Origin of the sequence: Mumia sp. ZJ1417 (genome assembly GCF_014127285.1) — a bacterium.
Lineage (GTDB): Bacteria > Actinomycetota > Actinomycetes > Propionibacteriales > Nocardioidaceae > Mumia.
Genome location: NZ_CP059901.1, coordinates 902,204 through 915,459 on the forward strand (window position 1 = coordinate 902,204; position 13,256 = coordinate 915,459).

13 protein-coding genes are annotated in these 13,256 nt (G+C 69.9%); 2 read left to right on the forward strand and 11 right to left on the reverse strand.

Going from position 1 to position 13,256, the window contains the following annotated elements:
* Window positions 1-9 precede the first annotated feature (9 nt).
* The 7 genes from H4N58_RS04305 to H4N58_RS04335 all read right to left on the reverse strand — a co-directional run bounded on the left by H4N58_RS04305 (window position 10) and on the right by H4N58_RS04335 (window position 7,345).
* Window positions 10-816, reverse strand: coding sequence for a serine hydrolase (locus tag H4N58_RS04305; RefSeq protein WP_167001741.1), 807 nt, complete (start codon window positions 814-816; stop codon window positions 10-12).
* Window positions 816-1,601 (reverse strand): type 1 glutamine amidotransferase, encoded by a 786-nt coding sequence (locus tag H4N58_RS04310; protein WP_167001743.1) that lies wholly within the window; start codon window positions 1,599-1,601, stop codon window positions 816-818. Before H4N58_RS04310 ends, H4N58_RS04305 begins: the two co-directional genes overlap by 1 nt.
* 4 nt (window positions 1,602-1,605) lie before the next feature.
* Entirely contained in the window at window positions 1,606-2,661 is a 1,056-nt protein-coding gene (locus H4N58_RS04315; protein WP_167001744.1) for an ABC transporter ATP-binding protein, read from the reverse strand.
* Window positions 2,658-3,665 carry an ABC transporter ATP-binding protein gene (locus H4N58_RS04320; RefSeq protein WP_167001746.1) on the reverse strand — a complete coding sequence of 336 codons (1,008 nt, stop codon included), beginning with the start codon at window positions 3,663-3,665 and terminating at the stop codon, window positions 2,658-2,660. The genes H4N58_RS04315 and H4N58_RS04320 overlap by 4 nt, the downstream gene beginning before the upstream one ends.
* Before the next feature lie 7 nt (window positions 3,666-3,672).
* The gene (locus H4N58_RS04325) at window positions 3,673-4,608 is read right to left on the reverse strand and encodes an ABC transporter permease (RefSeq protein ID WP_167001748.1); all 936 of its coding nucleotides are present in this window, start codon (window positions 4,606-4,608) and stop codon (window positions 3,673-3,675) included.
* Entirely contained in the window at window positions 4,601-5,605 is a 1,005-nt protein-coding gene (locus tag H4N58_RS04330) for an ABC transporter permease (RefSeq protein ID WP_167248902.1), read from the reverse strand. The genes H4N58_RS04325 and H4N58_RS04330 overlap by 8 nt, the downstream gene beginning before the upstream one ends.
* A 108-nt stretch (window positions 5,606-5,713) precedes the next feature.
* Window positions 5,714-7,345, reverse strand: coding sequence for an ABC transporter substrate-binding protein (locus tag H4N58_RS04335; protein ID WP_167248900.1), 1,632 nt, complete (start codon window positions 7,343-7,345; stop codon window positions 5,714-5,716).
* 300 nt (window positions 7,346-7,645) lie between these two features.
* Between H4N58_RS04335 and H4N58_RS04340 the strand changes: the two genes are divergently transcribed.
* Window positions 7,646-8,491, forward strand: coding sequence for a Bax inhibitor-1/YccA family protein (locus tag H4N58_RS04340; RefSeq protein WP_167001754.1), 846 nt, complete (start codon window positions 7,646-7,648; stop codon window positions 8,489-8,491).
* Window positions 8,492-8,620: 129 nt separating this feature from the next.
* On the opposite strand, the gene H4N58_RS04345 is transcribed toward H4N58_RS04340, so the two are convergent.
* Both H4N58_RS04345 and H4N58_RS04350 read right to left on the reverse strand, forming a co-directional pair.
* Window positions 8,621-9,193, reverse strand: coding sequence for a hypothetical protein (locus H4N58_RS04345; protein ID WP_167001756.1), 573 nt, complete (start codon window positions 9,191-9,193; stop codon window positions 8,621-8,623).
* Window positions 9,194-9,268: 75 nt separating this feature from the next.
* Window positions 9,269-10,225 (reverse strand): SGNH/GDSL hydrolase family protein, encoded by a 957-nt coding sequence (locus H4N58_RS04350; protein WP_167248898.1) that lies wholly within the window; start codon window positions 10,223-10,225, stop codon window positions 9,269-9,271.
* Window positions 10,226-10,268: 43 nt separating this feature from the next.
* On the opposite strand from H4N58_RS04350, the gene H4N58_RS04355 reads away from it, so the two are divergent.
* The gene (locus tag H4N58_RS04355; protein WP_167001760.1) at window positions 10,269-11,642 is read left to right on the forward strand and encodes a cystathionine beta-synthase; all 1,374 of its coding nucleotides are present in this window, start codon (window positions 10,269-10,271) and stop codon (window positions 11,640-11,642) included.
* Window positions 11,643-11,688: 46 nt separating this feature from the next.
* Here the strand turns inward: H4N58_RS04355 and H4N58_RS04360 are convergent, their stop codons facing one another.
* Window positions 11,689-12,366, reverse strand: a complete 678-nt coding sequence (locus H4N58_RS04360) for a class F sortase (RefSeq protein WP_167001762.1) — start codon at window positions 12,364-12,366, stop codon at window positions 11,689-11,691.
* Complete coding sequence (locus H4N58_RS04365) at window positions 12,350-13,162, reverse strand: hypothetical protein (protein ID WP_167248896.1); 813 nt, start codon at window positions 13,160-13,162, stop codon at window positions 12,350-12,352. The genes H4N58_RS04360 and H4N58_RS04365 overlap by 17 nt, the downstream gene beginning before the upstream one ends.
* Between the last annotated feature and the right edge of the window lie 94 nt (window positions 13,163-13,256).

Below are 13,256 nucleotides of genomic sequence, written 5' to 3' on the forward strand. Positions count from 1 at the left end.
GCAGACGTGTCAGCGCCGCGCGCGGCCGGCGAGCGTGATCGCAAGGTTGCCGAGCGCCTTGATCGCCTCGTCCGCGTCCTCCTCGGGATAGCCGCGTGTGCACACCGCCATCACGATCGCGTCGGGGCCTGGCGCGCCCAGGTACGCCACGTCGTGCCGGATCGCGTCGACGGACCCGCCCTTGCTTCCCCATGGCAGGTCCGACGGCGCGTGGGCCGCGACGAGCGGATCGGTCTGGCGGGCCAGGAGGTCGGTCATGTACGTGGTCGCCCACGGTCCGGCGAGCTTCCCGGCGACGAGTGTGCCCATCAGCGTCGCCAGGTCCGCAGCGGTCACGACGTTGCTCTTCCCGTACGTCTCGGCGGCCGCCTGGTCGCCGAACTGCCGGAACATCCGGCTGTCGTGGGCGCCCGCGTCGGACAGGACCTGCGCGATGGCGTCGAGGCCGACGCACTCGACGATGATGTTCGTGGCCTCGTTCGAGGAGACGACGATCATCCGCTCGAGCGCGTCGCGGAGCGGCATCGGCGCGCCAGCCGGAGGCATGCCGTGGTCGACGTCGTCGGGGACCAGCCGGTAGTCGGGAGCCTCCGGAACCTGACTCTCGAAGGTGTCTCGGCTGACGAGCGTGTCGTCGAGCGTGAGCGTCCCGGCCTCGACCATCCGCAGCGCCGCGACGAGGGGAGCGACCTTGATCGTGCTGGCCGCGTAGAACGGGGTCGAGGCCCCCCGCGCCGCGAGCACCTCGCCCGCAGCGGTGGCCACCTGGTACGCGATGACGGGGACGCCGTCGCTGTACGTGCCGCGCGCCGACATCAGCCCTCCGTCCCGTCGGGCTCGTCGCCGTTCGCCGGCTCGGCCGCTGCCTCGTCCGCGTCCGCACGCGCGGCCGACTCGTGGACGACGCGGGCGAACGCGGCGATCAGTGCCCGCGACTGCTCTTCGTTGCGCGACGCGTCGGCCTCGGCTCCCGCGATGAGCGCCGCGCGGTCGTACCCGTCTGCCTGCAGCGCGGCCTCGTCCCACGACCGCAGCCGCTCGGCGCCGACCTCCGGGTGGAACTGCACGCCCCACGCCGACATGCCCACCCTGAACGCCTCGACCCTGCACTCGTCGCTGGTCGCGAGGAGGTCCGCGCCCGGCGGCAGCGCGGTGACGCTGTCCTCGTGGTTCTGGATCATGCGCAGCTCACCGTACGCCGCAAGCTCGGCGAACACGGCGTCGTCGGCGGCCGCCGGGAGCAGCGTCACGCCGCACGAGCCGCGCTCGGTCTCACCCGACTTCTCGGTCACCTCGCCGCCGGCGCAGATCGCGAGGAGCTGCGCGCCGAGGCAGATCCCGAGCAGCGGCACCTCGGCCTGGAGCGCCTGGACGACCAGCCGCCGCTCCTGGGCGAGCCACGGCGAGCGCTCGTCGTCGTCGGGCATGAACCCGCCACCGAGCAGGACGATCCCGTCGACACCGGTGAGCGTCGGCGCGAGATCCTCGCCGGCGATGCGGTTCGGCGAGACGCCCTCGGCTTCGAGCCAGTCGGGGAGACGCCCGCCTCCGCTCGTGGGGGAGTTCTGGACGACGAGGACCTCGGGACGTCGCGTGGTCACGGTGTCACCGGCGGGCAGTGTCGAGAGCGAAGTGGCAAGCGGCGAGATGATCGGGGGACTCCTGGGGTGCGAGCTTGGGGCTGTCGTGACGGCACACGGAGGGGATGTGTGCACCGTCGGCACGGACCTCGTCCGAGGCGGGGTCCGCGAGTGTGGGGGCGAGCCAGCAGCGGGTGTGGAAGTGGCAGCCGGACGGAGGGTCACTGGGCGAGGGCATGTCACCTTCGAGCACGATCTCGCGGCGGTCGCGCAGCGTCGGGTCAGGCACGGGCACGGCCGACATGAGCGCACGCGTGTACGGGTGGCCCGTGTGCTCGTACACCTCGGCGTCGCGCCCGGTCTCGACCATCCGCCCGAGATACATCACGGCGACCTCGTCGGCGATGTGGCGGACCACCGACAGGTCGTGCGCGATGAACAGGTACGACAGACCGAGGTCGTCCTGGAGCTCCTCCAGGAGGTTGATGACCTGCCCCTGGATCGACACGTCGAGCGCCGAGACCGGCTCGTCGCAGATGAGGATGCGCGGCCGTACGGCGAGCGCGCGGGCGATGCCGATGCGCTGTCGCTGGCCGCCGGAGAACTGGTGCGGATAGCGGTGCACGTGGTCGGGGTTGAGCCCGACCCGGTCGAGGAGCTCGCGGACCGCCTTGTCGCGACCGCCGTCCGGGGTCGCCTCCGGGTGGATCGCGAACGCCTCGCCGACGATCTCGCCGACCGACATCCGCGGGTTCAGCGACGTGTACGGGTCCTGGAACACCATCTGGATGGTGCCGCGCAGCCGCCGGCGGGCGGCACGCCCGAGGTCGGACACGTCGACGCCGTCGACGAGGATCTGGCCACGGGTCGGCTTCTCGACCCCGACGAGCAGCTTGGCGAGAGTCGACTTGCCCGAGCCGGACTCGCCGACCAGGCCGAGGGTCTTGCCCCGGTGCAGCGTCAACGACACGCCGTCGACGGCCTTCACCGTACCGACCTCGCGCTTGAGGACGATGCCACGGCGCACCGGGTACGACTTCGCGAGATCACGCACCTCGAGGACCACGTCCGTGTCCGTCATCGCTCACCTCCTTGCTGCATGACGCGCTCCGCGAAGTGGCACGCGCTCGTCCGGTCGTAGCGCAGCGCGTGCTGCGGGGGCGGCGGGTCGCTCCGGCAGACGTCCTCGGCGTACCCGCATCGCGGGTGGAACGCGCACCCGGCAGGAACCGCGGTCGGGTCCGGCGGGCGTCCCGGGATGACCTCCAGCCCCCCACCCTTCTGGTCGAGCCGGGGGATGGAGCGCAGCAGCGCCCGCGTGTACGGGTGCGCGGCGGAGGAGAACACGTCGAAGACGGAGGCCTGCTCGACCGCGCGGCCCGCGTACATCACGGTGACGTCGTCGGCGACGTTCGCGACCACGCCCATGTCGTGGGTGATGAGGACCAGGCCCATGTCGCGCTCAGCCTGGATCTCGCTCAGCAGCGTCATGATCTGGGCCTGCACGGTCACGTCGAGCGCCGTCGTGGGCTCGTCGGCGATCAGGACCTCGGGATCCATCGCGAGCGCGGAGGCGATCATCACCCGCTGGCGCATGCCGCCGGAGAACTGGTGCGGGTAGTCCTTGATCCGCTGCTTGGCATTCGGGACCTTGACCATGTCCAGCAGCTCGATCGCACGCTTGTCGGCATCGCGGCGCGACAGCTTCTGACGCGCGCGCAGCGCCTCCGTCAGCTGCCACCCGACGGTGTGGACCGGGTTGAGCGCGGCGAGCGCGTCCTGGAAGACCATCGCGACGTGCGCCCCGCAGAAGGCCCGGTGCTGCTTGGGGCCGAGTGCCAGCAGGTTTTCGCCCTTGAAGCGGATGGAACCGCGGACGATCCGTGCCGGAGGTATCTGCAGCAGGCCCATCACCGCGAGCGAGCTCACGCTCTTGCCGCTGCCGGACTCGCCCACGATCGCGAGCGTCCTCCCGGCGCTGACGGAGTACGAGAGTCCGTCGACCGCGCGTACGACACCGTCCGGCGTCGCGAACTCGATGGCGAGGTCCTCGACCTCGAGGAGGGGAGTGGTCTGTTCGGTCACGACCGGGTCACCTCAGCTTCGGATCGAGGGCGTCGCGGAGGTTGTCGCCGATCACCACGAAGGCGAGCACCGTGGCCAGCAGACATCCGAGCGGGAAGAGGAGCAAATACTGCGAGCCACCCGTGAACCACTCCGAGCCCTCCGTGATCATGATCCCCCAGCTCACGGCGGGCGGGCGTACGCCGATGCCGAGGAACGCCAGCACGGCTTCTGTCCCGACCACCGCCGCGATGGCGGTCGGGACGAGCGCGGTCACCGTGCCGATCGCGTTGGGGAGGATATGGCGGAACATGATGCGCAGGTCGGAGGCGCCGAGCACCCGCGCGGCCGTGACGTAGTCGAGGTTCTTCGTCTCGAGGACGCTCGCCCGTACGTACCGGGTGTAGCCCATCCAGCCGAACATCGTGAGCACGATCGCCGGTTGGATGATGGTGGCGAGCAGCCCGTCGCCGAGATCGACCGTACGGAACAGCGACAGGAGCAGCAGCGCGGCGAGCAGCAGCGGGACGACGAGGAATACCTCGACCGTCCGCGAGATCACGGCGTCGACGATGCCGAGGTAGTAGCCCGACAGGGTGCCGAGCACGATGCCGATGAGCACCGAAACCCCCACGACGATGAAGGCGAGCAGCAGCGACGGGCGGGAGCCGTAGACGAGCTCCGCGAGCACGTCGCAGCCGTGCACGTTCGTGCCGAAGGGGTGGTCCCCGCCGAACCACTGCGGCGGGATGCGCGAATCGGCGATGTCGCAGCGCTGCGGGTCCTTGTCGGTGAACAGCCACGGAAAGACAGCCACGACCAGGAAGAACAGTGCGACCGCCGTGGCCGCGATGACCGTGGGGCGGCGGCGCAACGTACGGAAGGCGTCCGACCAGAAGGAGCGGTTGGGTGCGCCGCCCTCGGTCTCCTCCGCGATCAGCGCGGAGACGCTGGGGTCAGTCATAGCGGATCCTCGGGTCGAGTGCGGCATAGACGACGTCGACGACGATCATCACGACGACGGTCACCACCGCGAGGAGCGTGACGATGCCGATCACGACCGACACGTCACTGTCCTGGACGGCCTTCCAGAGCACGCCGCCCATCCCGTAGATGTTCATCATCCCCTCGGTGATTACCGCACCGGCGAGCGCCTCGGTGAAGATGATGCCGACCGCGGTGGCGACCGGGATCGAGGAGTTGCGGACCACGTGGTGGACCGCGACGTGCCGCTCGGACAACCCCTTGGAGCGGGCCGCGCGCACGTGGTCGGCGTTGTAGCTCTCCAGCTGCGCTGCGCGGACCAGCCGGATGAACGCCGCCGAGCCCGCGAGCCCGAGCAGGATGCCAGGGACGATCAGCGTCGCCCACGGGTGGTCGAGGGAGAACGACGGCTTGAACAGCAGCGCAGGGAGGCTGTCGCTGCCGAACGTCTCTTTGGCCCATTTGCTCAGCGGGACGGAGAAGACGTACTTGTAGATCAGCAGCAGCACGAAGATCGGCAGCGCGTCGATGAGGACGGACAGCCCGCGGATGCCCTGGTCCGACGGCTTGCCGCGGCGACGCGCCGCGATCGAGCCGAGGGTCATGCCGATCAGCGCCCACGTCACGGCCACCACCGCGAACAGGCGCAGGGTGTTGGGGGCGGCGGCGCTGACGATGTCGGTGACCTCGCGGCCGCGAAGGCTCTCGCCGAAGTCGCCGGACGCGTACGCCCCCAGGCGGTCGACGAACGGCCCGAGGCAGGGGCTGCCGAGCTGGTCGTAGCAGGAGTCGTCGAGGCCGTAGCGCTTCTCGACCGCGGCCAGCTGCGACGGGCTCGGCGGGCGGTCACCGAAGAACGCCTGCGCTGGGTTGCCGTTCAGCTGGATGGCGAGCGTCGTGAGCAGGTGCAGCAGCAGGATCACGAGGAACAGGGTGAGGACACCCTGCAGCACACGACGCGTGATGTATCGACCCAACCCGCGTTCATCTCCCTCCGTCTCGAGGCCGTACGACCGGTGCGGCCGTACGGCGACATGGTGCGGCCGGCGGCCGACGCCCCACGGGCGCCGGCCACCGGACCGACGTCAGCTCACCTTGAGCAGACGCAGCTTGATCTCCCCGCTGAACGGGTCGAGCACCACGTCGTCGAGACGGTCGCTGTAGAACATCACGTTCTGGGCGAACATGACCGGGACGCCGGCCAGGTCGGTCGCGATGACCTTCTCGGCCTCCTGGTACTTCGAGACAGCCGCCTCGAGGTCCGGCGCCGCGTCACCCTCCTTGATGAGCTTCTCGAACTCGGCGTTGTAGTAGCCGAAGTTCTCGTTGCCCTTCTTGGCGTCTCCGCTGGCGTAGACGGGCGCGAGGTAGTTCTCGTTGAGCGGGTAGTCCGGGAACCAGTTGCTGCGCATGATGCCGTCGAAGTCGCGAGCCGAGCGGCGGTCGAAGAAGTCCGGCGTCGGGTCCAGCACGTACGGGATGCCGAGGTTGAGCTGGATCGAGTCGCCGACGGCCTTGAAGATCGCCTCCTGCGTCTCGTCCTCGCCGAGGTGGATCGTGAGCTTCTTGCCCTTGGGCCAGCCGCCGGCCTTCGCCAGCGCCGCCTTGGCCGCGGCCGGGTCGAACGTGCAGAACTCGCAGGTCCCGGCGACGCCACCCGGGACACCGTCGGGGATGACCCAGCTGTCGGCGGCGACGTACTGGCCGGGGACGACCTTGTCGACGATGGTCTTGCGGTCGATCGCCAGCGAGATCGCCTTGCGGAACTCGACGTCGTCGAAGGGCTTGCCGAGATACATCGGGAAGCCGAGGTACGACAGTGCCGCGCCCGGGCCCTCGATCATCCGTGAGGAGAGGTCGGGGTCGCTCGTCGCACGCTCCCACTCCGCCGGCGGGACGTCGCCCGTGGCGTCGACGTCGCCGGCCTCGAAGTCGGCCCAGTCGGAGTCGCCGGAGTACTCGGTCCACTCGATGCGGTCGAAGTCGGGCGTCTCTTCACCCTTGTAGTCGCTCCACTTCGCGGCGGTGAGGCGCTGGCCCTGCTCCCACTCCTCGACCTTGAACGGACCGTTGCCGATCGGCTTGACGGCGCACGCATCGACGTCGTCGATGCACTCCTGCGCCACCGGGAAGAAGCCGGTGTAGCCGAGCATCGTGGAGAAGCCGGCGAACGGGCCGTTGAGGGTGATCTCGAGGGTCTGAGGATCGACGACCTTGACGCCGGTGAGCTCCTTGGCAGTCGGCTCCGTCGTGACGGTGACGTTGCCCTCGTCGTCCTCCTCGTACTCGCCCTGCATCTCGTCGTAGCCGGTGAAGCGCTCGAAGAAGTAGTTGTTGCCCATCGCGTTCGGCCCGTACGCGGCGTAGTTCCATGCGCGGGCGAACGCTGCGGCGTCGACGGGCTCGCCGTTCTGGAACTCGAAGCCGTCCTTGATCTTGATCGTCCACACCGTGTTGTCGGTGGTGCTGACGTCCTCCGCGACGTAGTTGTAGGGCTTCGTCGTCTTGGGGTCGTAGCGGACGAGCCCGTCGTAGACGACGTCGAGCACGCTGATGTTGTCGTTGACGTTGGAGTCCATCGGCAGGAGCGTGTCGACATCCTGCTCGATGCTCAGCCGGACGGTAGTCTCACCGTCGCCTTCGTCGTCCCCGCCTCCGCAGCCCGTCAGCACCAGAGCCGCGGCGGTCAGACCCGCGGCCAGTTGAGCAATCTTCACTATCTGTCTCCCAACGTGATCGCCCCCTGGTCGGCGCGCGGAGGCTGTGTTGATCGTGCCGTACAGGTGCCGCCGTACGGAACGCCTGTAACCGACCTGTAATCACCCTGTCCAACAAAGTTACGCTCCGGATACCGGAGGAGCCGGCGATGACTCGCACGGTGGGAAGACGTACGGCGGGAAGAAAGTGAACGTAAAACCATCCGACTCGCCGAGGCTGGCGGTGGGGGCGGGGTGCTCCGGTAGGGTTTGGCCAAAGGACGGGCTCAGGTCGGAGCCCGCCCCCCGTACGGAGGATTGATGAAGAGCCACAACCCCGTCTTCTCCCGCAGTGACGAGTTCAACGGACGCGCCAGCCAGACTGGATACTCCGATCCGAGCACCTGGCAGGTCGGGGCGCCCGGCGACGCCGGTGACGGTGGCGGCCAGGGCCCGTACGACACGGCCGTCGTCGACCGGATGACCGTCGACTCGGTCGTCCAGAAGACCGCGCTGACGATCGGGCTCACCGCGGTCTCCGCCGCGCTGGTCTGGTTCTACCTCGGCGACGTCACCGTCGACCAGTCGGCGCTCAACACGGCGTTCGCGTTCGCGACCGGCGGCGCGATCATCGGCTTCGTGCTGGCCTTGGTGAACTCCTTCAAGAAGATCATCAGCCCGGCGCTGGTTCTCGCGTACGCGGTCGTCGAGGGCGTCTTCGTCGGTGCCCTCTCCAAGGTCGTCGCCTCCTACGTCGGTGATTCCGGCATCGTCGCGCAGGCCGTGCTCGGCACGATCGCCGCGTTCGCCGGCACGTTGTTCGTCTACCGCTTCTTCAACATCCAGGTCACCGACAAGTTCCGCCGCGGCGTGACGGCGGCGCTGTTCGGCTTCATGGCCGTCGTGCTGCTCAACTTCGTGCTGAGCTTCTTCGGCGCCGACTTCGGTCTGCGTGACTTCTCGATGCTCGGCCTGATCGTCAGCTGCATCGCGGTCGTCCTGGGTGTGCTGTGCCTCATCCTCGACTTCGACTACGTCGAGACCGGTGTGCGCGAGGGGCTGCCCGAGCGCGAGTCCTGGCGCGCCGCCTTCGGACTCACCGTCACGCTGATCTGGCTCTACATCGAGATCTTGCGTATTCTCGCGATCCTGCGCGGCGACAACTAGATCCGGGCCGCCCCCTCGAGACGGGCGTCTCGACGTTCTCGGCCTCGCGGCTGGGTGGACGTCGGGGCGCCCGTCTCCGTTCCCGGGTCCCTCTCTGCGCTCCCCGGGTCACTCTCTGCGCTCCCCGGGTCACTCTCTGCGGAGGTACGCAGCGCCCCGTGGCGAGAGCCGGTAGCCGACCTCGAGGCTCTCGGTCAGGCCGAGCTCCTTGAGTCGCCGGACCCGCCGCTTGAAGTGCATCCGTTCCATGCCGAGACCGGCGGCGAGCTCGGTCGACACAACGGCCGGCTGCTCCTTGATGATCGTGAGCGCGCGCCGGGTCCAGGGCGCGTCGGCGGAGGCGTCCATCCGCGCGAGCCGCCGGTCGAGGTCGGCACGGACCTCTGCTGACATCGCGTCGTCCTCACGGAGCGCCACACGCGGGTCCGCGCCGTCGTACCGGAGTCGTACGAGATAGACGTCGCCGTCCGTGCGACGTGCGAGAGCGCGCCGAAGCGCGTCGGCGTCGGCCAGACCCGCACATCGTGCCTCGGCGTCGCCGAGCGTCGTCGGGTCCACCCGTACGACCTCCTCGACTGCGAGGACGCCCACGGCCGTGCGCATCCGGGTGCCGGGCCGTACGCGGGGTCGAGCCCATCGCCGGTACGCCCGGTCGACGCGTCCGGCGACGATCCCGTCGAGCGTTGCACGGTTCAGGATCATGCGGTCACCGTACGGCGGAGTGACCCGGGAAGCGCAGAGAGCGACCCGGCGCCCGCAGAAAGTGACCCGCGGGCGTCAGCGGCGGACGCGGAGGGCGGCCCAGCGTCCGCGCGGGCCTCGGGCGGCTCCGGCGACCTCGGAGCGCGAGACCTCGGTGCCGCCCGTGTCAACCGCCTCTGCGGCCGCGAACGAGACCGGCAGGACGATGCCCTCCGGGAACGCGGCCGACTCCTCGTCGTCGTCCCAGGCGCCCACTGCGACCGCCACCGACGGCAGCATCGCGGCGACCATGCTCGCGTAGCCCGCGGCCGACGGGTGGAACTTGTCGTCGCCGAACAGCTCCGAGGGGGCGGTCCAGAAGTCGCGCTGGAGCAGGTTGCTCAGTGAGACCGCCCGCCCTCCGGCCTCGACGACGCTGATCACCTGCGCGGCGGCGAGGCGTCGGCTGATCGTTCGGGCGAGCATCCGCAGCGGCTGGGGGAGTGGGCGTACGGTACCGAGGTCGGGGCAGGTCCCGACGACGACCTCGCAGCCGTTCTCGCGCAGCGTGCGGACGGCCTCGCCGAGCGCGGCGACGGCTCCGGAGACGTTCTTCACGTGCGTGACGTCGTTGGCGCCGATGACGAGCGCGGCGACCTGCGGGTGGGACGGCAGCACGAGCGCGATCTGCGCGGCGAGGTCGGTCGACACCGCACCGACGATCGCGCGGCTGGAGACCTCGACGGGACGCCCTGCGATCTGCGAGAGCCCTTCGCCGAACAGTGCGGGCGGCGTGTCCTCGGCCCGCAGCATGCCGTACCCGACGCCGGTGGAGTCGCCGAGCATGACGAAGCGGATCGGCTCGCCCGGCAGCTCCGCGCCGTACACCCCGTCGGGCGTAGGCGGCCGGTCGTCGCTCACGCCGATCTTGTTGCGCGCGCGCCCCGCCTGCAGCTTGAGGAGCCCGACCGCTCCGCCGCCGAGCAGGCCGAGCCCGCCCCCGCCGAAGAGCGCCGCCGTCGCGAGCCTGCGTGCTGCACGTGCCCGAGTCATTGCCGCCCCACCACCATCCTTGGTCGCTCTCTAGACTGCGAGTGTGGACTACGCTAACGCGCTGCTTGATCTCGTCGGAGACACTCCGCTCGTACGCCTTCGCCGAGTGACGGACGGCGCCTCGCCGTTGGTGCTCGCCAAGGTCGAGTACCTCAATCCCGGGGGGAGCGTGAAGGACCGCATCGCCACCCGGATGGTCGAGGCCGCCGAGGAGTCCGGCGAGCTGAAGCCGGGTGGCACCATCGTCGAGCCGACCAGCGGCAACACTGGTGTCGGGCTCGCGATGGTCGCCCAGGAGAAGGGCTACCACTGCGTCTTCGTGTGCCCGGACAAGGTCAGTGAGGACAAGCGGAACGTCCTCAAGGCGTACGGGGCAGAGGTCGTCGTGTGCCCGACCGCGGTCCCGCCGGAGCACCCCGACTCCTACTACGAGGTCTCCGACCGTCTGGTGCGCGAGATCGACGGTGCCTGGAAGCCCAACCAGTACGCGAACGTGAACAACCCGCGTGCCCACTACGAGACGACGGGCCCGGAGATCTGGCAGCAGACCGACGGCCGCATCACGCACTTCGTGGCCGGCATCGGCACCGGCGGCACGATCTCGGGCACCGGTCGCTACCTCAAGGAGGTCAGCGAGGGACGTGTCCAGATCGTCGGCGCCGACCCGCATGGCTCGGTCTACTCCGGCGGCACGGGGCGGCCGTACCTGGTCGAGGGCGTCGGCGAGGACTTCTGGCCCGACACGTACGACCGTGACGTCTGCGACCGGATCATCGAGGTCAGCGACACGGACTCGTTCGCGATGACGCGGCGCCTCGCACGCGAGGAGGCGATGCTCGTCGGCGGCTCCGCCGGCATGGCCGCGGCCGCGGCAGTCCGCCTCGCGCAGGAGATCGACGACCCCGACGCCGTCATCGTCGTGCTGCTGCCCGACGGTGGACGCGGCTATCTCACGAAGGTCTTTGACGACGAGTGGCTCGCCCGCTACGGCTTCCTCACTCCGCCGCGCGGCGAGCAGACGGTCGGCGACCTGCTCCGCGGCAAGGAGGGGCGTCTCCCTGACCTCGTCCACACCCACCCCCACGAGTCCGTCGCCGAGGCGGTGAAGATCCTCCGCGAGTACGGCGTCTCGCAGATGCCGGTGCTGCGGGCCGAGCCGCCCGTGCGCGCTGCGGAGGTCGCGGGTGCGGTGAGCGAGCGCGACCTGCTCGACAAGCTCTTCCACGGCGAGGCGTCGCTCGCCGACACCGTCGAGGAGCACATGGCGCCCTCGCTGCCGAGCATCGGCGCCGGTGAGCCCGTGGAGGAGGCTGTCGCCGCGCTCGGGAACGCGGATGCCGTGGTCGTCCACGAGGACGGCGACCCGGTGGGCGTGCTGACGCGCCACGATCTCTTGGGGTACGTCGCCACGCTCTGAGCGAGCCCCGAGGCGCGCGCGGCTGCCCAGGACGACCGCCGCGTCGTCAGCTGACGGGCGTGGCGTAGACGACGGTGTTTGAGCGGTACGCCTGCCCGTCCCAGTCCTCGCACGTGATGAGGATGAGGCGAGGCCTGCCGCCCTGGCGGAAGATGCTCTTCGACTTCTGCGCGAGCGTCGCGCGGTCGTACGTGACGACCCGCTTCACGACGTAGTGGACGCGGCCACGCATCGTCCGCAGGGTCGCGCGATCGCCGGGGTTCAGGGTGCCGAGCGTGTCGAAGGCGCCGCCACCTGCCTGGACCTTGTGCCCTGCGACGACGACCGTGCCCCGTGACGATCCGGGTCGGGCGCTGCGGTCCCACCATCCGACCGTCGTCGCGGGACTCGGGGGAGTGAGCACACCGTCGATCACCGGCATCGGCTCGACGGGGGCCTTGACGCCGAGCGCGGGGATGACGACGAGTCGTGGACGCGCGCGTCCCTTGGGGAGGGCGACGGTGCCGCCCGCCGCTTCGGTCGGTGTCGTCACCTGCGGCGTGGGTGTCACGCTCGCCGAGCTCGGAGCCGTCGCAGGCGCCGGTGCGCCCATGATCGCCCACGCGACACAGGCCACACCGACGACACCCACGACGGCTCCGATGGCCGCACGCACGCGGGCGCGTGCCCGGCGACGGGCACGCGCCTCACGGCGGACGGTGACGAGATCAGGCTCGGTGGTCACCGCGCTTGCGCATCCACATCATGACTGCCGACGCGAGGAGGAGCGCTCCTCCCGTCAGACCGACGATCGTGGCGATCGATGTCGTGGACGTGTTGGTGGTGTTGCCGACCAGGCCGGCGTCGACCGCGGTCGGCGCGTTCTCGTCGCTGCCCGCGACGCCCTGGTCCTCGTCGTCGTCACCGCCACCGTCGGCCGGCGGTGCCGTCTCGGTCTCAGACGCGACGCTCTCGGTCGGGCTCGGCGGAGTGGTCTCCGTCGGCGGCTCGGTGGGAGGAGTGGTCTCCGTCGGCGGCTCCGTGGTCGGAGGCGTCGTCGGCTCGGTGGTGGGAGGCGTGGTCTCGGTCGGCGGGCTCGTGGGCGACGAGGTCGGCGGGGTGTAGGTCGCCGTCGCTGTGGGCTCGCACGGGTCCGGCTTGGGCTTGTGGCCGCCGCCGGTCTTGGTGCTGGTGCCGACGCAGGGCTCACCGTCCGTCGCGTAGGAGACGGAGTAGTGGCTGATGTCCTTGCCGGACGGGTGCTCGATGGTGATGGACGCCTTGGCCGGGTCGACCGCGATGTAGACGGGGCCGTTGCCCTGCTGCGTCGAACCAGCCTTCACGCAGTAACCGTCGATGAGCTTGCCGTCGGGGGCGGTGAAGGTGAGCGACTTCTTGCTGCCTTGGACGTCCTTCTTGCCGGAGTCGAGGCCGGAGCAGACCTTGTTGTGGTTGCCGGTGGCGTGGCTCGCGGGGGCGACGAGGAGGGCGGGCACCAGGGCCAGTCCGACTGCCGCAACGAGCTTCGTGACTGTGCGCACGTTGATATGACTTCTCTCTCGACGGCTGCCGGCAGGCGGGGTGGCAGCAGTCGTCCGGGGGTGGGGGCGCACCCGGAAACTGGAAGGATTCCAG